The sequence below is a fragment of the Streptomyces sp. Z423-1 genome (genome assembly GCF_013009255.1).
Classification (GTDB): domain Bacteria; phylum Actinomycetota; class Actinomycetes; order Streptomycetales; family Streptomycetaceae; genus Streptomyces; species Streptomyces gossypiisoli.
The window spans coordinates 4221227-4242908 of the sequence record NZ_CP053109.1 but is presented as its reverse complement, the minus strand read 5'-3'; the positions used below and the strand labels follow the sequence as shown (position 1 = coordinate 4242908).

Below are 21682 nucleotides of genomic sequence, written 5' to 3'. Positions count from 1 at the left end.
ATGCAGGGAGGAGAGGCCCCGTGCTCATCGACACCCACGGCCGGGTGGCCACCGACCTGAGGGTCTCACTGACCGACCGCTGCAATCTGCGCTGCACGTACTGCATGCCCGAGGAGGGCCTGCGGTGGCTGGCCAAGCCCGACCTGCTCACCGATGACGAGATCGTCCGCCTCGTCGGCATCGCGGTCCGTGTCCTCGGCGTCACAGAGGTCCGTTTCACCGGCGGCGAGCCGCTGCTCCGTCCCGGCCTGGTCGGCATCGTCGAGCGCGTCGCGGCCCTGGCCCCCCGCCCCCAGATGTCGCTGACGACGAACGGCATCGGCCTCAAGCGCACCGCGTCCGCCCTGAAGGCGGCGGGCCTGGACCGGGTCAACGTCTCCCTGGACACCCTCCGCCCGGACGTCTTCAAGACCCTTACCCGCCGCGACCGCCACAAGGACGTCATCGAGGGCCTGCACGCCGCCCGCGAGGCGGGCCTGACCCCGGTGAAGGTCAACTCGGTCCTGATGCCGGGCCTGAACGACGACGAGGCCCCGGACCTGCTGGCCTGGGCGGTGGAGCACGACTACGAACTGCGCTTCATCGAGCAGATGCCCCTCGACGCCCAGCACGGCTGGAAGCGCGACGGCATGATCACCGCGGGCGACATCCTGACGTCCCTCCGCACCTGCTTCGACCTGACCTCCGAGGGCGAGGAGAAGCGCGGTTCCGCCCCGGCCGAGCGCTGGCTCGTGAACGGCGGCCCGCACCGCGTCGGCGTGATCGCCTCGGTCACCCGCCCCTTCTGCTCGGTCTGCGACCGCACCCGCCTCACGGCCGACGGCCAGGTACGCACCTGCCTGTTCGCCCGCGAGGAGACCGACCTGCGTGCCGCGCTCCGCTCGGGCGCTCCCGACGAGGAGATCGCCCGGATCTGGCGTGCGGCGATGTGGGGCAAGAAGGCGGGTTCGGGCCTGGACGATCCCTTGTTCGTACGGCCGGAGAGGCCGATGTCGGCCATCGGGGGCTGACCCGGTGGCAGCCCACGAGCACCCCGGTGAGCAGCGCACCCGCAGCCGATCGGGCTGATCGCGATACGACGGACACGGATCTGCCTGGACGAGGTGTTCCAGGCCGTCGGCGACGAGGCGGCGGGCGGGCGGGTCGGCGCGCAGCTCCGTCATCGGCTCCGGCCGGCTCCACGTCTCAGCGCAGCCGCTCCGTCTCCCAACCGGCCAGCATCCGCAGAGCATCCTCCGAGCGGGAGCCCGGCTCGGCGTGGTAGGTCATCAGCCGCATCGGGGCACCGCCGGGCAGTGCCATGGGTTCGTGGACGAGGTCGAACTCTCCCACCAGCGGGTGCCGCATCCACACGGTCTCGCCGACGGTCCCGCAGCTCACCTCGTGCCGTGCCCACAACTGCCGGAACTCCTCGCTCTTCTGCGACAATTCCTGGATCAGGGAAGAGAGGTGCGAATCCGCGGGGCTTTTGGCGGCGTTCACGCGCAGAACGCCGACGACCCTCAGCGCCACGCGCTCGGGGTCGGCGAAGCAGTCGCGCGCCGCGGGCGAGAGGAAGATCAGCCGGGCCACGTTGCGCTCCTCGGGCGGCAGCAGGGCCCAGTCCCCGAAGACGGCGGTGGCGAGCCGGTTCCACCCCAGGATGTCCAGGCGCCGGCCGACGACGTAGGCGGGCACGCCGATCGTGTCGAGGAGGTGCTGGACGGTGGGCCGCAGCCGCTGCGGCGGGGGCACGGCCTGCGTCGTGCTCTGCCGCTCGGGCTGGGCCAGCCGGATCAGATGGTCACGCTCCTCCTCGTTCAGGCGCAGGACGCGGGCGACGGCGTCCAGCACCTCGGCCGACATGGTTTCGCCGTATCCCTGCTCCAGGCGTGCGTAGTAGGCGTACGACACCCCCGCCAACTGCGCCAGTTCCTCGCGCCGCAACCCGGGAACCCGCCGTCGCCCGTGCGAGAGCATGCCCACGTCCTCGGGCCTGAGCCGGGCCCTGCGAGAACGCAGGAACTCTCTCAGCTCGCTGCGCCGGTCGAGTCCTGACGTCGCTTGGTCACCGGCCGCCACATGTGAAGACATCTCTGTCCTCCAGTTGTCAAACGTGCCTCGCTGGTGCGGGGCAGCGTACAGCATCGAATCCGCAACTCATCTTGATACTGAGTATCAGCTCGATCTAGAGTCTCTTCATAGAGTCACCGCCAAGGCCGCCGCCACCGAGGCCGTCAAGCGGGCGCACGAACACTTCGGCCGCCTCGACGTCGTCGTCAACAACGCCGGCTACGGCCTGTTCGGCGCGGTCGAGGAGCTGACGGAGCAGCAGGTCCGCGATCAGATGGAGACCAACTTCTACGGCGCCCTCGGTGTTTACAACGCCTCCAAGTGGGCCCTGGAGGCCTTCAGCGAAGCTCTCGCCCAGGAGGTCGCCGGATTCGGCATCAAGGTCACCCTCGTCGAGCCCGGCGGCTTCGCCACCGACTGGGCCGGCTCCTCCGCCACCTTCGCCGAGCAACTGCCCGCCTACGACGACGTGCGCGCGGCCGCCGCCGCCAACTGGCGCACCATCGAGCGTGGTGATCCCACCGCCACCGGTGCGGCCCTGCTGAAGATCGTGGACGCCGAGAACCCGCCCCTGCGGGTCTTCTTCGGCACCTCCCCGCTCCACCTCGTCCCGCAGGTCTACACCGAGCGACTGAAGACCTGGGAGGAGTGGGCCGACGTCGCCACGCAGGCCCAGGGCGACGCCGCGTAACCGCACGCGGGCCTGGGGGCGGGCCACGACATCCGCGGCACCGACCCGCAAGATCACCGGCGCCATCGACGCCGCTTGACCGCTCAAGGTTGCTGCTCGACGTCCTGCACCGAGGTCGGCCCCAACTGCTTGGCGCTGGCGTACTCCGGCATCGTCATGGGCTCGTCGAACAGGAAGAACGACTGGTTGGTGCCGACCGTGAACTCCATGTACGAGCCCGTCGTGGCGTCGAAACCGTAGTAGGCGTTGCAGGTGGAACCCGACGAGTACGTACCGTCCATGCCGGGCTGCGCGAGGACCGCGACGCCGTTGGTGGAGGACTCCACCTTCTCCGTCGGAGTGAGCATCTTGCAGCGCGGCACCGGCAGGCCCTTCATGATGAAGTACCCGTACTCGCCATTGGCGTTCTGGATGTAGACGTACGAGAGTTTGCCCCGCTTACCCCACGTCTTGATCCACTGGTTGATCGCTTCGCGGGTCGGCGAGTACTCCATGCGGCCCGCCGGCTGCTGGGCCACGAGATGGTCGTAGTTCTCCTGCTTGGCCTTGTTCTCCTTGTCCTGGCTGGAGTCGGTGCAGGACGTCAGGGCAAGGCCCACAACGAGCGCGACAACGGTGGCCAGGGCCATGCGTGCGAACTTCTTCATGCGGTGCTGCCCTCTTCCCGGGATGAGATGCGGATCAGTTGGTGCACGTCGTGCGCTCGGCGGTGGCATCCAGCCGGTACGGCAGATCCTTGTCACGGAAGGGCGCGCGGTGCTCCTGGGCGGCCTTCGAGTTGTAGGCGTTGACCGACTCGATCCGCGTGGCCTTCAGCGCGGTGATCGACTGGTCGATCTGCGTCGTTCGAGTCTCCGAAGCGGCCTTCCGCTCCTCCTGGAGCGCCTGGATCGTCCCTTCGGCGTTCTGCACGGCCTCGCACAGATCGAAGAACTCCTCGTACGTGGTCCGACGGAACTCGCCCGAGCCGACGGTGTTCTCGCGCTTGTCCGCCTCACCGCGGAACGGGGCGGTGATCCACGACGCGCCGCCGAAGGCGAACACCCCGATCACGTACAACACCGCCAGACCGATGACCCCGCCGACGGCCCAAGCCCCTAACCGTGCCCCCTCGCGTACCTGCCCCATGGCCATCCCCCTTCACAGATATCTCCAGCACACCCTGCATCTGTAATGAAGGCCGCGCTTGCGCGTACTGGACCCGAATCGCTGGTTGCACGCGAGGCACTTGACTCCCATGGAGGCCGGTCGTGGGTGCTGCGTGCAGCTGCTGTCATCCGCCGAGGCTAGGACGAGCATCCGGGGACCGGTCCCGCGAGCCGCAGGCCCAGGTGGTGATCAGAGGCCCGACATGCCGGGTCACCGGCATTGGCGAGAGACCGGTCGCCGCCGCCGCGCCCGTGTCGAGGTCGCCTCGAAATCCTGCTCGGCGAACAACTCCAGCGCCACCTCGCGCAGCACACGGCGACAACCTCATCGTGCCATCGGCGAACCCGCGACCACCGGCCGCACCTTCCAGGAACTGATGCGCGCCATCACGCCGCACCTGTAGAGCGGGTCACTCCGCACATCCTTGCGGTGGCCCGCGCTGCGGAGGGCGGCGCTGACACTCCAACCGAGAGGCCACAGATCGGAAGATCTGTCCAACACACCACGCCCGGGCTGAGTACGAGGTGCCGACGGAGGACACGTTCGTAGCCGTTCGGTGACGTGGGCTTGTGAAGATCTGGGCATGGCGAGAACAGCGACACCACAACAGCGGCGGCACCGTGCAGTCGGTACGGCAATCGTGGTGGCGGTGCTGACCGTCTTCCTGGCCACGGCCTGGTCGTTCGGCTACGTGCGGGTGCGGGGGGTGCCGATGGCCTCCCTGTCGCGAAGTGGTGAGGTCGACACGGCGAGCCGCCAGGCGAAGGCGCAGGCCGAACACCGTCTGCAGGAGGTCGTCGGCGCTCTGCCGGGGGCACCGCGGCCGCTCGGTGCCGCTGCCGCGGACCACTGCCTCCGCAACCTCCCCTTCGAGGGGGAGCCCTCCGGTCCGCTGAGCTGCCAGTGGCGGCTGGAGCGGTACGTAGTCATCGACGGTGACCTACGGACGGTCGGCGACGCATGGGGAGAGGTGCTCGGCAACGGCCGGTGGATCGGTATGCGGGCGTCGTTCCCTTCCGATGAGGGTTCCACCGCCGAACGGTACGAGTACCGCGACGCGGGGACGCACGACCGTCTCGTCGTCACGCTGGTCCGGGACAGAGAGGCGCTGCGCCTTCTCGATGTCGCGCCCCGTTTTGAGGGCGTCGAGGTGTATGAGCGAGAACGCCGGAGTTTCGCGTCGTGGGAGGCCGCGGGGCGGGCAGTGGCAGAAGGCCGTACTGTTGCCCGCATCTCGTTGGTACGCGCCTACTACAGCGAGAACGGCAGCGCTCCCTTCGAGCCTCAGTACTGGTGAAGGCGGCAAGCGCCGTTGCTTCCCAGGCTGAGAGCGCGAATTCGGGCGGCGGCCCGCACCTCGGTTCCCGCAGCGCAGCGCCCGTCACGGCGAGCGCGACGTCCACCGGTGCGCGTACTTCGCTTTCACCTGGCGCCGTCCGAACCAGTCGGAGAGGGCCGCGCCGCCCTGCAGTCCCAGGCTCAGGAACAGCAGGTGGGGTGTGGTCGCGGACTGCAGGATGTCGGCGGCTTCGCGGGACATGCCCGCCAAATCGGCCACCGCCGGTACCAGGCCACCCACGTACAGCACGAGCGTGGAGACTCCCTGCACCCGGATCCGCGCCGGGGACCACCGTGCGCGGGCTCTCTTCGGTGCCCAGCCGCGGAGCATGGCGATGCCGAGAGGCAGCAGTACCGCAGTGAACAGGCCGATCCAGCACCATAGGAAAACCGCCATGTCCCACTCCCTTTCCGCGCTTCCTCGGCGCGAAGTCTGCCCCCGCGCGCGGTCCGCCGTCACTGCCGGGACCCGGAAGTCTTCAGGCGCCCGGACTGCGCGGGCACCGCAGCCCGCCACCGCGCCGACTCGCCTGGTCATTCGAGGCCCGGGCCCGGCGCGACGGGCCCGGCCCCGTCGCGGGGGGTCTCCTTCAGGACTCCGGCGAAGAGCAGGGAACTCGGCGGCGTCGGCATCCTCGACCGGTGCACCGCCCCTTCCACCGCCACGGCATCGAGGTGCCGCCGCCATCCCGCGGACGTATCGTCCGTTTATGGATCCCAGGCGTGGCTGGGGTGCTGCCTCGCGGTGGGGACGGGTGACTCTCGCTCCACCGGTGCGGAACGCCGGGGACGTCGTCGCCGTCAGGGGGTGAGGGTGTGCGGGACCCCACCCGCTCCGTGGCCGGCCCGGACTCCGGTCCGGAGCTGCTGGGACCTGCCCTGATGCAGGGCATGCGGGACACCGGTGCCAGCGTGGGCGCCGTGTATCTGCCGACCCCGAGCGGACAGGCACTGAGGCTCGCGGTGCTGAGTGGAGTGCCGTGGGAGATCGCCGTGCCGTGGGCCCGGGTCGCGCTGAGCGCTCCGACTCCGGTTGCCGACGCCTTGCGGGAGCATCGGCTGGTGTGGCTCGGTGGCCAGGAGGAGCTGGCGCGCCGTTATCCGCAACTGGCCCTCGTACTGCCGTACGCCTTCACGCTGGCCGCCGCCCCGATCACGGCCGACGGCACGGAGTGGGGCGGACTCGTGCTCCACTGGCCCGCCTCGCACCCCGCGGAGCTGAGCCCGAAGGAACGCGAGGCGATGGGCGACGTCTGCCACAGCCTGGGCCTGCTCCTGCGGACGGCCGCCGACAGCGGCCACCCCGTGCTGCCCAGCGCCGAACCGCGCCTGGTGCCCCCACCCGAAACCCGCGCTTCTGAACCGTCCGGGGCATCGGCGGCGGTGAGCTTCGCCGAGCGCCTTCCCGGCGGGTGCTGCGCACTCGACCCCGACGGCCGGACGACCTTCGTCACCACCACCGCCGCCGACCTCCTCGGCGCCGGCGTGTCCGACCTGCTGGGGGCCCGGCCCTGGGAGGCGCTGCCGTGGCTCGACGCCCCCGTCGCCCAGGACCACTACCGAGCCGCGGTGCTCAGCCGCCGCCCCACGTCGTTCACTGCCCTGCGCCCGCCCGACCGATGGCTGTCCTTCCGCCTCTACCCGGACGCCTCGGGCATCAGCGTGCGCATCGCCCCTGTCCCGGCGGCGGGGGCCCCGGACAGTCCGCTGTCGCCGCCCCCCGCGCCGGTCTCCGCCACGGGCCGGGCCGCCCCCGTTTACCACCTGATGCATCTGGCGGCGACCCTCACGGAAGCGGTCGGAGTGCGGGACGTGGTCGACCGGGTCGCCGACCAGGTGCTGTCCGCAACCGGAGCCCAGGCCCTGGCCCTGATGACCGCGGAAGAGGGCCGACTGCGGATCATCGGCTACCGCGGCTACACCGCCGAACTCATGGACCGCTTCGACGCCGCGCCCCTGACCTCGGACACTCCGGCCGTGCACTGCCTGACCACCGGAGTTCCCAGCTTCTTCGCCACGTTCGCCGAACTGAAGCGCGCCCATCCCCCCGCGGTCCTCCAGGACGACATGGCCGCCTGGGCCTTCCTGCCACTGATCACCTCCGGACGCCCCGTCGGCTCGCTCGTCCTCGCCTACGACCGTCCCCACACGTTCGCCCCCGAGGAGCGCGCCGTCCTCACCTCCCTCGCCGGCCTGATCGCCCAGGCCCTGGACCGCGCCCGCCTCTACGACGCCAAACACCGACTCGCCCACAGCCTGCAAGCCGGCTTGCTCCCCCACGCCCTGCCCCGCATGTCGGGGCTCGATGTGGCCGCCCGATACCTCCCCGCCGGGCACGGCACCGGAATCGGCGGCGACTTCTACGACCTCATCCGCCTCGACGACACGACCGCCGCCGCCACCATCGGCGACGTCCAGGGCCACAACGTGCAGGCGGCCACTCTGATGGGTCAGGTCCGCACCGCGGTCCACGCCACGGCCGGCGCACCCCCCGAGGAGGTGCTCGCCCGTACCAACCGCCTGCTCACCGACCTCGACCCCGGCCTGTTCACCAGCTGCCTCTACGCCCATCTCGACCTCGCGCACCACCGCGTGTGCCTGGCCTCCGCGGGCCACCCGCCCCCCATCCTGCGGCACCCCGAGGGACGCACCGAAGTCCTCCACCTGCCCCCCGGAATCCTGCTCGGCATCGACCCCACCGCCACCTACCCGGCCACCGAGATCGCCCTGATGCCGGGCGCGGTGCTCGTCCTGTACACCGACGGCCTCGTCGAAGTCCCCGGCATCGACTTCGACGAGGTCACCGAGGCCCTCGCCGACCGAGTCGCACGGGCCGGCGACCTGGACGCGGAAGCCCTCGCCGACACCCTCGTCCACGACACCCAGCAGCGCGCACACCGTAGCGACGACGTCGCCCTGCTCCTCATCCACGCGCGGTGAGGGGCGCTGTCCACCCTCCGTGAGGGACAGCAGCACCCCGACCTCGCGAGCTGCACAAATGCTGCATATCAACGCTTCACACCGCCCGACCTATCCTGACAGTGAGTGGCCGGCGTGGACGGCCAGGGGTTTCTCGGACGATCCAGGGAGCACCCCATGAGTGCGTGTCGGGGCCGTACGACCATCGCCGCAGCCGCATTGTCGCTGACCATGGCCGTGTCCCTGGCCGCCTGCGGCGAGGCCGGGGAATCCACCGGCTCGGGTGGGACCGCCCCCGGCGAGGGCGGCTTCACGATCGGCCTGCTGCTCAGCCAGAACGTCCAGACTCGCTGGGATGCGTTCGACAGGCCCCTGATCGAAGAGAAGATCAAGGAGCTGTGCGAAGACTGCACGATGGAGTACGCCAACGCCGAGGGGGACGTGGCCACCCAGCAGCAACTGGCGGACAACTTGATCAACAAGGGCGTCGACGTCCTGATCCTCAGTGCCGTGAACTTCAGATCTCTCCACTCCTCGGTCGAGAGGGCACACGACGCGGGCGTCCCGGTTGTCGCCTACGACGGGCTCGTCGAGGGCCCGATCTCGGCCTACGTCTCCTTCGACAACGAACGGGTCGGGAAGATTCAGGCCGAGGCGCTCCTCAAGGCCCTGGGAGACAAGGCGGACAGTGGCCAGATCGTCATGATGAACGGTCCTCAGACCTCCCCGACCAACGTCGCCTTCAAGAAGGGCGCACTGTCCGTGCTCAAGGGCGAGGTCAAGATCGGCAAGACGTACGACATCCAGGGCTGGAGCCAGGAGAAGGCCCACACCAACATGGACGGCGCCATCGCCGCCCTGGGCGCCGACAGCATCGACGGCGTCTACGCCGCCAACGACGGTCTCGCCTCCGGCGTCATCTCCGCCCTCAAGGCGGCCGGCATCGAGCCGCTGCCTCCCGTCACCGGCCAGGACGCCGACCTCGCGGCTGTACAGCGCATCATCAGGGGCGAGCAGTACATGAGCGTCTACAAGCCCTTCAAGGCCGAGGCCGACGCGGCCGCGGAGATCGCTGTCGCCCTGGGCCGCGGCGAAAAACTCGACGCAATCGCCGAGGCCACGGTGGACACGGCCACCGCCAAGAACGTCCCCGCCGTCCTGCTCGACCCCATCCCGGTGACCGTGGACAACGTCAAGGGCACCGTGGTCAAGGACGGCGTGTACACGATCGACCAGATCTGCACGCCGAACGTCGCATCCGCCTACGAGAAGGCCGGCCTCACCGATTGACAGCAGCGATGCTCGCTACGGCGTCCACCGCCTCAAGTCCAAGGGCTACAGTCAGTACGTGTTCGTGAACTGCACGCGAGGCGTGAAGCACAACGTCATCACCCTTTACACCCGCCGCGCGGGCTGGTACCTGTGGGAGAACTGACGACCCGTCGGGGTGGCGCCGTCTGGGCCATCCTGCTGATGGCAGCCGCCGCCTGCACATCACCGGAGGCCGACAGCGACGAACGGTCCGGCACTCCGTCCACCTCCTCGGCCCCCTCGGCTGCCGGCGCCTCACCCACGCCGCAGGCCGGCGCTCCCACACCGCCGGAACTCGATGCGGGAATCGGTGAAACCCTCGCTGGGCAGCGGGCGGCCACCCGCGGCAACGCCAGCCTTGAGTACTCTGGTGGCGCCGAGGGCAAGGCACTCATCGTTGCTGTGAGCTGCAAGGGAGACGGTTCGATCACCGTCAACGTGCCTGTTGTGAAGGCGTCCTTCCCCCTTCAATGCAGCGTTGGCGAGCCAGCCGTCACTTACAACCAGCTTGCTCTCAGTGCTGCGGACAAGCCCGGCACCGTATCGGTGTCCGCACCGCCGACCGTCACCTGGTCGGTGACCGTCGGCCGAGGTGATCCCGCCTCAGAGGAAGCCCCGTCAACAGGCTGACCCGTTGACCCGCGGAGAGGCTGCGCGGCTGCCCGCATGATGTGCAGCTCGTATCCCATGCCTTCACGGCCGTTGAGACGCCATCCAGGGAGACCAGCGCACGAGGTGTCGGGCGGTCCAGGTGGGTCACCACCGTTTTTTCGGCAGCATGTCCGCGGGCTCCGGGCGCAGCCGTTCCAGAACGTCGGGTCCGCGCCCTGGCGCTCACCCGTCTGCGGGAAGAAGGCCCAGGTCATGGACCTGGGCCTTCTTGCCGTCCGCTGTGATCAGTAGTCGCGTGCCGGTGCCGTGGCGTCAGTGAGCCGGTGTGTCACCAGGCCAGGGCGTCGGCCATGGTCGACTGCCAGTACGAGACGCGGATCGAGTCGTCGACGTACACGCCCTTGGCGGGGAGGGACGGGTGGGCGGCGGCGCTCGCGCTGTCGTCGAAGTAGACCGCGAGGGACTTGGCCGTGTAGCCGCCTGCGCCACTGCCGTCGGCGGCCGAGAGAAGGACGCTCGCATAGCCCGACTCGCCGGGGGCCAGCGTGACCACCGCCTGCGGCTTGGAGTCCTCGAAGGCCGGCGGGACGGACTGGGCCTCGGCGAATCGGACCGCCGGATAGCCGGTGAGGTTGCAGTTCTTCGAGCCGGTGTTGGTGACGGTGAGGAGAAGGTGGTTCAGGGGGCGGGAGACCTCCGTCGCGGTCGTCCGGGTGGAGGTGGGGGAGCAGGGGGTCCTGGTGGGCTCCGAGTCCTTGGAGGCAGAGGAGCCGCCCGTGGAACCCAATGAGCCCGACGAGCCCGTGGAACCCGACGAGCCCGTGGAGCCCGTTGTGCCGTTCGCGCCGGCCGCGCCCTCGGTCGAGCCGCCGGAGGTCAAGCCCGCCGAGTCGGTCCGACCCGTTCCGGTGGCGGTTCCCCCGCTCGGCTTGGGCGAGGGCGTGGAGGAGGCCGTGGGCGCCGCCGTGGGCGCCGATCCTGCCGATGCCCCCTCGTCCTGGACGCCCTCTCCGCTGTTGCACGCCGTCAACGTCAGCGTGGCGGCCGTGAGCGCGGCGGCGACGAGCATGCGGGTGCGGTGGGTGCGTGTGGACATGTGATCCCCCTTGTGCGGTACGGGTGTTGGCATGCGCCGTTCGACCGGGTGCCGGAAACGGCGTGCCGGGAGCGGCGTGCTTGGATGGCCCAAGCTTGTGCGGTGATCCGTCCCGGCTGCCACGACTGCCGGGGTATCCGGGACGCTGGAACGCTTGCGATGGCTCTGACCTGGGGGAATGACCTCCCCCTGGAATGGGGGTCCGGGACGTGGGGAGAGGCAGGAATGGTGGCGGGGGACGAGTTCTCGGAGCTGTTGGGCCGGTTGAAGGAGCGGTCCGGGCTCAGTTACGGGGTGCTCGGGAAGCGGCTGCACACGAGTGCGTCCACGCTTCACCGGTACGTCAACGGGGACGCCGTACCGACGGACTACGCGCCCGTGGAACGGTTCGCGCGGGTGTGCAAGGCGACGCCCGAGGAACTGGTGGAACTGCATCGGCGGTGGGTGCTCGCGGATGCCCGGCGGAGGCAGAAGGCGGGCGGGGCCCCTGCGGAGGAGGAACCGCGGGCGCGGACAGCGACGGAGGCCGGGAACGGCGCAGCCGCTGCCGGGAACGGGGCGGCGGAAGCCGGGAACGGGGCGGCGGAGGCCGGGAACGAGACGTCGGGGACCGAAGGAGCAGCAGCAGCCGAGGCCGGTCCCGAGGGTGGGCGGCGGCCCTTGGCGGAGGCTCCCGTGGCGCGGCGGCGTACCCTCGTTCTCGCCGGGACCGCCGTGGCCGCCGTCCTCGTGTCGGCCGCGCTCGTGGTGAATCTTGTGCCCGGCGAGGGGGATGACGACCGGGGCGGGAAGCAGTCCATGGGGGCCGCCTCCCAGTCCGCCGGTTCCGTCGGTTCCGTCGACGAAAGCCCCGGTGCCTCCGGGTCGGCCGCCGCGAAGGACAGGTCGGCCTCGCCGTCCACCTCACGCAGCGGCACTCCCACGGCACCCGCCTCCGCCTCCCGGAGCAGCGGGGCCGGGGCGGCCCAGGGCGGCGGTTCCGGGAACGGGGCCGCCGCGCCCTCCGTCGCCGTCAATCCGTACAAGTGGGAAGACCCGTGCAGCCAGCACTACCTGGTCGACCGGCAGCCCGAGCAGGTGCCTCCGCCGCCGAGTGAGCAGGACGCGCGCGGGTGGGTCACCGCGCTCGGCGGGGTCGCCGCCGGGCAGCAGATGCTCGCAGTGACCGTGCAGGGCACCGGGAAGGCAACGGTCGTCCTGGAGGAACTGCATGTGCGGGTGGTGGAGAAGAGCGCGCCGCTCGCCTGGAACGACTTCGAGATGGGCGTCGGGTGCGGTGGTGGCGTGGAGACGACGTCGTTCGGGGTGGACCTCGATGCCGGGCGGCCCGCGCTCTCTCCCAAGGCCGGTCAGCGCGACTTCCCGTACAAGGTGAGTGAGTCCGATCCCGAGGTCTTCTACATCTTCGCGGACGCGCGGGCGCACAACGTGAGCTGGTACCTGGAGCTGGACTGGTCCAGCGGGGACCAGCGGGGCACCGTACGCGTCGACGACAACGGCAAGCCCTTCCGGACGAGCGGGAACGTGGGACGGCCCGCGTACAACTATCCGCTCGGTTCCTCCGAGTGGGGGCGGAACGAGTACACCCCCGACATTCCCGGCTGAACGCCCGGAATCGGCACGGTCGCCGCTGCCGCGCTCCTCATCCGGGTACGGTCGCGGTCAGAGAGCCGGATCCGACGGCCCTACGATCGCCCGGAGCGCGGCAAGGCGCCCTGATACGCGTCCCGGCCTCGCCGGGTCAGCCGGAGCCACACCCGCTGCCGGGTGTCGCGGACGGCCTTGCGCTGCTCGACGTAGCCGGCGTCCATCAGCACGGTGACGTGCTTGCTCAGCGCGGAGGCGGAGAGGTCGAGTTGCTTGTGGACCAGGCCGAACTCCGCCTCGCCCGCGGCGTCCGGGAGGGCGCAGACGCGCAGCCGGTTCGGGGCGTGGATGGCGGTGTCGAAACCTTCCAGCGGGTCGTGGATCTCGGCGCGCTCACGCGGTCTTCCGGTGCAGGCGGACGAAGGCGGTGTGGCCGACAGCGCTGCGGTGGAGGCCCGGATGTGCTCGGTGTCGGCCAGGGCGGAACGGCCTGTTCCGGCGTCAGTCGTACCCCGTACGTTTCCATGTCGGAAAGGAGTAGCGGCTAGTTTCCACTACGGAAAGAGACGGGACGGCGGTGAGTGAGCCACAGGACGGCTGCCGCGTAGAGGGAGACCATCGGGACGTCGACGGCCAGCGTCATCCAGTTCATGTCGGCGGCCGTCTCTTCGGATTCGAGCCCTCCGGCGATCGCCGACAGGATGCCCAGGGGCAGGAGGTTGTTGAGGACGTGCAGCGCGATCGCTGCTTCGAGTCCGCCCGTACGTATGGTCAGTGCGCCCGTGATGAGGCCGAACACCACCAAGTCGGCGAATCCCCATGGCGTCCCCCAGCCGTGCGCGGCGGCGAAGAGCACCGCCTGCGGTGTCACCGCGACCCACGGTGAGCGGCACCAGGCTCCGACCGCCTGCAACAGCCAGCCACGGAACACGTACTCCTCGGCCGCGGCCTGGAACGGCACGAGCAGGCAGACGGTCGCGAGGCCGAGCAGGAACGGCGACAGCCCGGCCCACGTCAATTCCGGCCCGCTGCCCTCGGGTTCGGGCAGGAGCATGGAGATGCCCAGGGATGCCGCGGACACGGGCAGAGCCACCGCGAGGCACAGTCCCAGCCGGCGCCACCGCAACCCGCCCGCCACCGACGAGACCGTGCCCGCCGCGCGGCGCTGCACCCATCGCGCGGCCAGCAGTACCACCGGAATGGACAGGGAAATACCCAGCAACGCCAGGGCGGTATCACCGATTCCGCCCCATATGACGTTGCCGTCGGCGTCGCGGGGACGGCCGACGACCGCACCGGCGATCTCGCCGGCGATGATCACGGCCAGCATGACGAGGATCGCGCCGGCCAGCACCACGCCGGTCCCCACCAGCGGTCGCCACCACCGGTGATTCCCGGTCGTCAGAGCCAGCCGGTGGTAGGGGAGCGGCTGCGGAGGTGGAGTGGCGGTCCGCTGAAAGGGCACGTCGGGGGGCTGATACGGCTCGGTGATGGAGTGCGTCGTCGTCATGTGCATCAGCATCTCGGCGGCCCACGGCCGCGGCGTCGGCCGTGGGCACGATCGACGTCTCCAACCTGGGATAGGGCCGCCCGGGCAGAGGGCCCGAAAGTATGATCGCCGCCATCATGGAGTACGTACGGAACTGGCTGCTGCCCGCGCTGCTGGCGGTTGTGCAGGTGTCCGTCTGGCCGGGTCTCACGCTGCTGCGCGGTGCGGTGGTGGAGGCGCCGCAGCTCACCGTGGGCCTGGCCGTGACCGCGTCGGCCGTTGCCGTACTGGGGGTGCGCCGGCGCTTCCCGGTCGCCGCGGCGCTCACCATCGAGGGCACGCTGGCCGCGGGGCTCGTCGTGCCGGACGAAGCGCTGTTGGCCGCCATGGTGGCGGGCGTGGTCGCGCTGTACTCGGTCGCGGTGCGGCGTCCGGCCGGGACGGCCGTCCTCGTCGCGACCGTACTGACCGGATCGGCGGTGCTCAGGTCCCTGCTGGTGTACGACTCCCCGGTCGACATCGGCGGTGAGGCTCTGGCGAGCTTCGCGCTCTTCGCGGGCACCGTGGGCGCCGGCCGCAGCCGCCGCCGCTGGCTCGCCGGACGCCGCTCCGCCGAACGCGAACTGGCGCGGGCCGAGGCCGTACGGGTCACCGCGGCCACCACGGAACGGCACCGCCTCGCCCGTGAACTGCACGACGTCAGCGCGCACCACCTCACCTCCGTCGTGGTCACCGCGGACGCCGCACGCCGCCTCGGCGACCGCAGGCCGGAACTGACCGCCGACGCCCTGCGGTTGGCGGCGGAAGGCGGGCGCGAGACCGTGGCGGCGCTGCACCGGCTCGTGACGGTGATGCGGAGTTCGGCGGCCGACGAGGAGAGCCCGCTCGAAGAGCGCATCGCCGAACTCGCCGCGGGGTTCGTACGCCTGGGCCAGCGCGTGAGCCTGGATGTGGCCCCCGGCCCGGCCGGCCTGACGGGTCCGGTGGCCGAGGCGGCCTTCGGCATCGTGCGCGAGTCCCTCACCAATGCGCTGCGCTACGCCCCCGGCGCCGCCGTACGCGTCGTGGTCCGGGAGGACGGTGACGCAGCGCTGGACCTCCTCGTGGAGGACGACGGAGCGGCCCAAGCGGCTTCGGGCCCGGTGGCCGACGCGGCGGCCCCCGCACCGGAGGCGCGGCAGGGGCTCGGCTCCGGTCGTGGTACCGCGGGCATGCGGGACAGGGCGACCGGGCTCGGCGGCACCCTCGAAGCGGGCCCTCGCTCGGACGTTCCTGGATGGTCCGTGCACGCGCGGCTGCCACACCCCTCGTCAGCGGTGCGCCGCCACCCGGCTCTCCCGAGCGCGAGTTGGGCCGATGCGGCGTCGGTGCTCGCCGTCGCCGCGCTCCCGGTCATCGCCGTCCTCATCGAGCGGCCCGCCGCCACCGCCACGGCCTGTCTGCCGGCTGTCCTCCACGCCCTGCCGCTGCTGTGGCGGCGGCGGGCTCCCTGGACCGTCCTGCTCGTGGTGTTGGCCAGTGCCTGGATCCCGCCGGTCGCGCTGGCTCAGGGGCTGCTGCCGTCGGACGTGGCCTGGGCCCTGACTGTGGCAGGGGCCTGCGCGGAATGTGTCGCCCTGCACGCGGTGGCGGCTTTTGCGGGACCCGTCGGCCGCACCTGGCCGGCGATCCTGGTGACGGCGGGCGGTCTCGCGTCGACGACGGTCGTGCTGGAGGTGTCCGGCGGCAGTTCCCTTGAGAGCGGGACAGGAGGCGGTGGTCTCCCGTTCCTCGTCTTCTTCGCCGTCTTCCTCGCGACGTTGCTGGCCCTGCCGATGGCCGGGGTCTGGGGTCTGGGCGTGTTCGTCCGAAGGCGCCGCGAGAGGGTCACACAGCGTGAGGACAGCGCGTTGACGGCGGCGGTGTGGTCCGCCGTGGCAGAGGCGTACCGGGAGCGGCAGCGCATCGCCGCGGAGCTGCGCCAAGCCGTGCTCCACCACGCGAACGAGGTGGTGGCACACGCCGAACGCGGCGATCTCGACGGCGCCGCGGAGCAGGCCAGAGCGGGCCTTGCCGCCATGCGCGAGCTGCTGGCCGTACTGAGACACGGGGCAGGGACCGACAGATCCGCCACCGACACGGCGGAGACCACGGAAACGGCCAAGTGCCTGGCCAGCCCATGAATCTCACGAACCTCCAGGAGGTGCCCTCATCGCAGCCCCAACAGATCCGACTGTCCGAGTGATGGTGGTCGACGACCAGGCCGTGGTCCGTGCCGGGTTCGCCGCCATCATCGACGCGGAGCCCGGCCTCGCCGTCGTCGCCGAGGCCGGAGACGGCGCCCACGCCGTGGAACTGGCGCGGCACCTCACGCCCGATGTCGTCCTGATGGACATCCGGATGCCCGGCATGGACGGGCTGACCGCCACCCGGCTGCTCACGGCGTGGGACGACGCCCCGCGCGTCCTCGTCCTGACCACCTTCGACCAGGACTCGCACGTCCACGACGCGCTGCGCGCGGGTGCCTCCGGGTTTCTCCTCAAGGACGCCCAGCCGGAGGAACTGCTCACCGGCATCCGGGCCGTGGCATCCGGGGACGGCATCCTCGCCCCAGCCGTCACCCGCCGACTGATCGAAGCCTTCGCGCACTTGGCGCCGGCGCCGGACCCCGCACCCCTCGATACGCTCACCCCGCGTGAGCGCGAGATCCTGACGCTGGTGGCGGCGGGACTCACCAACGCGGAGATCGCGGACGCCCTCGGTGTGACGACGGGAACCGTGAAGTCCCATGTCAACGCCCTGCTGCGCAAGTTGGGCCTGCGCGACCGGGTGCAGGCCACGATCTTCGCGTACGACACCGGCCTGACGCGGCCACGCGGCGCGTGACCCCGCCGCGCCTCGGATCAGGCGGCGAGCGTGATCGGTGATCCGGGCGTGAGCCGGCCAGTCGGGTGACGGCGGGCGTCGGTCAGGGGTACTGGTTGGGCCGAGCGCCAGATCAGCTGCCATGTCCGGAGTCGTCAGTGGTGGTTCCTGTCCTGGCCGATGGTGCCAGTTCGCGCCGGTCGTCCGTGCCCGCGACCTCATGGTCGGCCGCCCCACAGCAGCCCGCCGCGCCCCCACAACTTCTCGTCCTCGTGTGCGCCGTGTCACATACATTGCGGACTACCCAAGTTGCCCAGATCACAGCGCAAATGTCCATTTGGCCTTCATGCTCGAAACGGATGCCGACGCCCTAAGTGGGGCGCAGTGGCATCGACTTGGACGTGAAGTGCTGAAGTGATTCATGGCACATGGCCCATGACGCGGCATTTATGACGTTCGTCCCCTTGTTCCCCGTAGAAAGGTGCCAGTTGTGACCGCTTACCTGTGCCCTCCTGCCGTGATACATGGCAAGCACACCGTGGAGACCAGCCAGATCGTGGCGGAAGTGCGCGGCCGGCACCCGCACGCGGTGTGGGCGCCGCGGATCGACGGCATCGCGGCCAGTACGGGCATCGAAACCCGCGGGTGGATGCTGCCGCTGGAGACCGCCGTCGCGCCTGGCAACGGGAACGGCCTGCGGGCCGCCGGCATCGGGCCGGCCCGAGAGGCGCTGGCCCGCGACGGGTTCACCGAGCAGGACGTGGACCGCGTGATCGCCGCCCTTGAGGCGATACCCGCGCCGCAGACCGTCCAGGAGCGCACCGCGCCGGCCTGGGCGGCCGTGCAGTCCTACGGGGAGCACGCGGCGCGCGGGGCCTTGCAGATCGCCGGGCTGGACGCCGCAGACGTGGACTGCCTGATCACCAGTCACTCCACCACTCCGGCGCTGCCGGGGCTGGACGTCGCCCTGGCCAACAAGCTCCCGCTCCGGGGCGACGTGATGCTGCTGCCGGCCACGCAGTGGGCCTGCATCGCCGGGACCCGCTCCCTGGCGCTGGCGGCGGATCTCGTGGCCGCGGACCCCGACCGGGTGGTCCTGGTCGTGATCGCGGAGGCGCTGAGCACGACGTACCAGCCCGCGGACGACACCCTGGAGTCCTTGATCGTCCGGTTGCTGTTCGCGGACACCGCGGTCGCCGCGGTGGTCACGGGCCGCCCGAGGCCCGAGTCGATGCTGCGGCTGGACGCCGCCTGGCACCACACGCTGCCCGGCACCCAGGACCTGCACCGCCTGGAGACACGGGCGGACGGCACCCACTTCGTGATGGACCGGCGCGGGCCGCGCGCCGTACAGGAGACGGTCGCCGCGATGTGGGAGTGGTTGCGCGTCCGTTACCAGGACGACCCCGACTCCTGGCACCCCGACGTTCTGCTCGCGCACCCCGGCGGGACCCGGGTGCTGGAGTACATGGAGCAGACGATGCCCGACGGGTGGCCGTCGGGGCTGCTGGACTACAGCCGGGACAGCTACACCAGCGGCAACCGCGGAGGCGCCGCCGTGTTCGACATCCTGCGGAGGGCGCACGACGCCGGGCGGCAGGAACCGGGCGATCGTGCCGTCCTGTACGCGGCGGCCCCCGGCCTCACGGCCACCGCCCTGGAAGGGGAGTGGCTGTAGCGCGAGCTCGCGCCACCCGTCTGGTGAGCGCGCGCAACCGTCCCACCCGCAGCCGCGTCACTTCGCGACTGCCGCCCAGACCACTTTGCCGGTGTCCGTCCACCGCACCCCCCACCGGGTGGTGAGGCTGTGCACGACGTGCAGGCCACGACCACGGTCGTCGAGGAGCCCGTTGCGGCCCAGCCGCGGCCTGCCGTTGCCGGTGTCCCCCACCTCGCACAGCAGCCCGTGACCGGCCCTGATCAGCCGTACCGTGATGGGTCCACCGGCGAAACGGACCGCGTTGGCGACCAGCTCGCTGACCACCAGCAGCACGTTGTCCCGGGTGTCGTCCCTGGTGCGCCACTGCACCAGCAGCGCGGAGACCAGCGTGCGGGCCCGGGCGGCCGCGTCGGAGCGGGCGGGCAGACGCCAGGTCGCGGTGTCCCCCTTGCGGTAGCCGATCATGCGCGCGAGCAGCAGGGTCACGTCGTCGCGCCGGCGCTCAGGCGCCAGCGTGGAGACCACGCGCCGCGCGGCCTCCCCCAGGGCATCCCAGGGGTGCACCCTGGACACGGTGTCCGCCAGCCTGCCGATGCCCTCGTCGATCGATACGGCGGGATCCTCCACCAGGCCGTCCGTGTAGAGGGCGAGCAGCGAGCCCGGGGGTGCGGCGAACGCGTGCACGCCGAACGGTTCCCGCAGCGCGAACTCGGCGCCCAGGCCGGGGTGGGGGCGGACCGCGAGCGGGCCGGCGGGCCCGTCGGGGGGCACCAGGACCGGGGGGAGATGGCCGGCGCTGGACAGCGCCACGTGGTGGCTGACCGGGTCGTACACGGCGATGCAGCAGGTCGACCCGAGGGCGCTGTAGCCGGCCGCCAGCCCGGAGTCCGCGTCGTCCAGCAGCGCCACGGTCGCGTCCAGGTGCTCCAGCACCTCGTCGGGCGCCAGCCCCGCGGACAGCAGCGCGCGGGCCTCCATACTCAGCTGTCCCATGGTCGCCGCGGCTCCCAGGCCGTGCCCGACGACGTCACCGACCACGAGCGCGGTACGGCCGTCCGGCAGCGGAAAGCTGTTCACCCAGTCACCGCCGACACCCGCGCTGTCGGGGTTGGCGGGCTGGTAGACGCTGGCCGTCTCGATGGTGTCGCCGCCGGTCCGTGGCAGCAGCCGGCGCTGCAACGCCAGCACCTGCGTGTGCTCGCGCTGGTGCTGACGGGCCAGGTCGACGTGATGAGAGGTCCGGGCCACCAGCTCCTGCAGGTCCAACAACTCGCCGTCGTCGAAGGGGCGGTCCGCCCGCCGCCAGACCTCCGCCACGCCCAGAACGACGGGCGGCGCGCCGTCGAGGACCAGCGGTATGCACGCCACACCCGCCGCCCGGTCACCGGGCACCAGGGCACGCACCAGCCGCGGACTGCCGAGTACCCGCTCGATCGTCTTCCGGTCGGGTATGACGATGGCCTGCGCGGCATCGTCACGCCGTATCGCCTGCGACAGCAGGCGACTCGCCTCGCTGGGAAGATCGTCGCCAGGAGTCACGTAGCCATCGGGCCACGCCCGGTCCGGCACCAGGGCCGCCCGCCGCAGCCGGATGCGCCCCCGCGGCTGCCCGGTGACCCCCTCGCCCGTCCACACGGCGAAGTCGAGGTCGATGGCGGCCACGTCTCCCCAGGCCAGCAGGGACTCCGCCAGCGACTGCGCGGTCTCGCCGATGTCCAGCGAGGTGCCGATCGCGGTCTCGGCGGCGTACAGGTGCAGCCTCCTGGCCATGGCGATCAGGGAGACGGTCAGGCCCTCCTGAGGCGCCGCGGCGGCCAGGATGCTCATCGAGACCACCAGCTCCGACCCGTCCCTGCGCCGCAGACGCTGGACCCGGGCGACGTGCGGCTCACCGGTCTCCAGGACCTGCCGCAACCGACGGGTGACCGTCGGTACGTCCCCGGGAGGCAGAAGATCGACGAAGGAGCTCCCGGTCACGGCGTCCAGTCCCGCGAAGACGGGGGCGTCCAGATTGCAGCGGGTGATTCTCAGATCCCAGTCCAGGTTGACCGCGCCGAGGATCTGCTCCTGGCGGCCGGCTGCCGGGTTGGCGGGTACGTATGGGCGGACAGTGCGGTCGCCCTGCGAGTCGGCACCACCGGCCGCCGCCGCTCCGCCGCGCGGGATGTACTTCCCCAAGGCGCTGCTGACCATGTCGAACGGCGACGAGGACGAGGGGGAGGGTGTGGCGTCCATGCGGCTCTCTCAGCTCGCTTCCTGACCGCACATTTCATTCAATAACACCCTGCGCCGCCCCGCCCACACCAGCGCGTCGCACGCATTCGCCGGTGTCACATGGCTGACCGCCGGTGTCACATGGCTGACCGTTCGCCGGCCTGGCCTGTGCGGCAGGGAAAGTCTGTTCCGGCGAGGCCACATGTCCGTGCCTGCCGGAGTTAGGGTCGGAGCACGGGTGCCCGCCCGGGTCCCTCGCCGCATCGGAAACGAAGGTGCTATGCCCGCTGAGAACGCCCCCGTCGCCGGGAACCTCGACGACGACGACTACCCCGCCTACACCATGGGGCGGGCCGCCGACGTTCTCGGCACCACCCCCGCCTTCCTCCGGGCCATCGGCGAAGCCGAACTGATCACTCCCCTGCGTTCGGAAGGCGGCCACCGCCGGTACTCCCGCCGCCAGCTGCGCATGGCCGCCCGCGCCCGTGAACTCGTCGACCAGGGCACCCCCATCGAGGCCGCGTGCCGCATCATCTCGCTCGAGGACCAGCTCGACGACGCCCTCCGTCTGAACCGGGAAATGCGCCGGAAGCTGGACGAACACGACGCGGATACCTAGTCCCGCCGGTACAGAAATACTGGGTGCGGAGGGATGAGAATTTTTGGGCGGTCCGAAAAACGCGTTGAGAGTTTCCACCCGACCTGTGTTAGCGTGATAGC

The 21682-nt window shown here is 70.9% G+C and carries 20 protein-coding genes; 12 read left to right on the top strand and 8 right to left on the bottom strand.

Going from position 1 to position 21682, the window contains the following annotated elements; translation table 11 throughout:
- The first annotated feature begins 20 nt into the window (after nt 1–20).
- A complete protein-coding gene (moaA, locus tag HJD23_RS18935) occupies nt 21–1010 on the top strand; it encodes a GTP 3',8-cyclase MoaA (protein ID WP_206352701.1) in 990 nt (329 codons plus the stop codon).
- Between the two features lie 175 nt (nt 1011–1185).
- On the opposite strand, the gene HJD23_RS18930 is transcribed toward moaA, so the two are convergent.
- Complete coding sequence (locus HJD23_RS18930; RefSeq protein WP_171109813.1) at nt 1186–2073, bottom strand: helix-turn-helix transcriptional regulator; 888 nt, start codon at nt 2071–2073, stop codon at nt 1186–1188.
- Nucleotides 2074–2095: 22 nt separating this feature from the next.
- On the opposite strand from HJD23_RS18930, the gene HJD23_RS18925 reads away from it, so the two are divergent.
- A complete protein-coding gene (locus HJD23_RS18925; protein ID WP_240980987.1) occupies nt 2096–2743 on the top strand; it encodes an SDR family NAD(P)-dependent oxidoreductase in 648 nt (215 codons plus the stop codon).
- A gap of 83 nt (nt 2744–2826) precedes the next feature.
- On the opposite strand, the gene HJD23_RS18920 is transcribed toward HJD23_RS18925, so the two are convergent.
- Both HJD23_RS18920 and HJD23_RS18915 read right to left on the bottom strand, forming a co-directional pair.
- The gene (locus tag HJD23_RS18920) at nt 2827–3390 is read right to left on the bottom strand and encodes a hypothetical protein (protein WP_171109812.1); all 564 of its coding nucleotides are present in this window, start codon (nt 3388–3390) and stop codon (nt 2827–2829) included.
- Between the two features lie 34 nt (nt 3391–3424).
- Nucleotides 3425–3877, bottom strand: coding sequence for a hypothetical protein (locus tag HJD23_RS18915; protein ID WP_171109811.1), 453 nt, complete (start codon nt 3875–3877; stop codon nt 3425–3427).
- Between the two features lie 598 nt (nt 3878–4475).
- Between HJD23_RS18915 and HJD23_RS18910 the strand changes: the two genes are divergently transcribed.
- The gene (locus HJD23_RS18910; RefSeq protein WP_171109810.1) at nt 4476–5189 is read left to right on the top strand and encodes a hypothetical protein; all 714 of its coding nucleotides are present in this window, start codon (nt 4476–4478) and stop codon (nt 5187–5189) included.
- An 84-nt stretch (nt 5190–5273) separates the two neighbouring features.
- On the opposite strand, the gene HJD23_RS18905 is transcribed toward HJD23_RS18910, so the two are convergent.
- Entirely contained in the window at nt 5274–5627 is a 354-nt protein-coding gene (locus tag HJD23_RS18905; RefSeq protein ID WP_171109809.1) for a hypothetical protein, read from the bottom strand.
- 485 nt (nt 5628–6112) lie between these two features.
- Between HJD23_RS18905 and HJD23_RS18900 the strand changes: the two genes are divergently transcribed.
- The 3 genes from HJD23_RS18900 to HJD23_RS43875 all read left to right on the top strand — a co-directional run bounded on the left by HJD23_RS18900 (nt 6113) and on the right by HJD23_RS43875 (nt 10090).
- Nucleotides 6113–8170 carry a SpoIIE family protein phosphatase gene (locus tag HJD23_RS18900; protein WP_171111620.1) on the top strand — a complete coding sequence of 686 codons (2058 nt, stop codon included), beginning with the start codon at nt 6113–6115 and terminating at the stop codon, nt 8168–8170.
- A 156-nt stretch (nt 8171–8326) separates the two neighbouring features.
- Entirely contained in the window at nt 8327–9439 is a 1113-nt protein-coding gene (locus HJD23_RS18895) for a substrate-binding domain-containing protein (protein WP_171109808.1), read from the top strand.
- A gap of 183 nt (nt 9440–9622) precedes the next feature.
- Entirely contained in the window at nt 9623–10090 is a 468-nt protein-coding gene (locus HJD23_RS43875) for a hypothetical protein (RefSeq protein ID WP_197973597.1), read from the top strand.
- Between the two features lie 310 nt (nt 10091–10400).
- Here HJD23_RS43875 and HJD23_RS45030 read toward each other — a convergent pair whose 3' ends face one another.
- A complete protein-coding gene (locus HJD23_RS45030; protein WP_332112403.1) occupies nt 10401–10859 on the bottom strand; it encodes a DUF4232 domain-containing protein in 459 nt (152 codons plus the stop codon).
- Between HJD23_RS45030 and HJD23_RS45025 the strand changes: the two genes are divergently transcribed.
- Nucleotides 10849–11172, top strand: a complete 324-nt coding sequence (locus HJD23_RS45025) for a hypothetical protein (protein ID WP_332112402.1) — start codon at nt 10849–10851, stop codon at nt 11170–11172. The two genes, HJD23_RS45030 and HJD23_RS45025, sit on opposite strands and share 11 nt — an antisense overlap.
- A gap of 221 nt (nt 11173–11393) precedes the next feature.
- On the top strand, nt 11394–12773 hold the full coding sequence (locus HJD23_RS18880) for a helix-turn-helix transcriptional regulator (protein ID WP_232108225.1): 1380 nt from the start codon (nt 11394–11396) through the stop codon (nt 12771–12773).
- A gap of 80 nt (nt 12774–12853) precedes the next feature.
- Here the strand turns inward: HJD23_RS18880 and HJD23_RS45020 are convergent, their stop codons facing one another.
- Both HJD23_RS45020 and HJD23_RS18870 read right to left on the bottom strand, forming a co-directional pair.
- Nucleotides 12854–13039 carry a transcriptional regulator gene (locus HJD23_RS45020; RefSeq protein WP_332112405.1) on the bottom strand — a complete coding sequence of 62 codons (186 nt, stop codon included), beginning with the start codon at nt 13037–13039 and terminating at the stop codon, nt 12854–12856.
- Nucleotides 13040–13299: 260 nt separating this feature from the next.
- On the bottom strand, nt 13300–14265 hold the full coding sequence (locus HJD23_RS18870) for a CPBP family intramembrane glutamic endopeptidase (RefSeq protein WP_171109805.1): 966 nt from the start codon (nt 14263–14265) through the stop codon (nt 13300–13302).
- A 101-nt stretch (nt 14266–14366) separates the two neighbouring features.
- Here HJD23_RS18870 and HJD23_RS18865 point away from each other — a divergent pair, with 101 nt between their 5' ends.
- The 3 genes from HJD23_RS18865 (at nt 14367) to HJD23_RS18855 (ending at nt 18766) form a co-directional block, all read left to right on the top strand.
- Complete coding sequence (locus tag HJD23_RS18865) at nt 14367–16406, top strand: histidine kinase (RefSeq protein WP_206352700.1); 2040 nt, start codon at nt 14367–14369, stop codon at nt 16404–16406.
- A 61-nt stretch (nt 16407–16467) separates the two neighbouring features.
- Nucleotides 16468–17109, top strand: coding sequence for a response regulator transcription factor (locus HJD23_RS18860; protein ID WP_171109803.1), 642 nt, complete (start codon nt 16468–16470; stop codon nt 17107–17109).
- Nucleotides 17110–17578: 469 nt separating this feature from the next.
- On the top strand, nt 17579–18766 hold the full coding sequence (locus HJD23_RS18855; protein ID WP_171109802.1) for a type III polyketide synthase: 1188 nt from the start codon (nt 17579–17581) through the stop codon (nt 18764–18766).
- A 57-nt stretch (nt 18767–18823) separates the two neighbouring features.
- Here the strand turns inward: HJD23_RS18855 and HJD23_RS18850 are convergent, their stop codons facing one another.
- Nucleotides 18824–20983: a SpoIIE family protein phosphatase gene (locus tag HJD23_RS18850; RefSeq protein ID WP_171109801.1), complete on the bottom strand. Its 2160-nt coding sequence runs from the start codon at nt 20981–20983 to the stop codon at nt 18824–18826.
- A gap of 259 nt (nt 20984–21242) precedes the next feature.
- Between HJD23_RS18850 and HJD23_RS18845 the strand changes: the two genes are divergently transcribed.
- The gene (locus tag HJD23_RS18845) at nt 21243–21581 is read left to right on the top strand and encodes a MerR family transcriptional regulator (RefSeq protein ID WP_141310868.1); all 339 of its coding nucleotides are present in this window, start codon (nt 21243–21245) and stop codon (nt 21579–21581) included.
- The last annotated feature ends 101 nt before the right edge of the window (nt 21582–21682 follow it).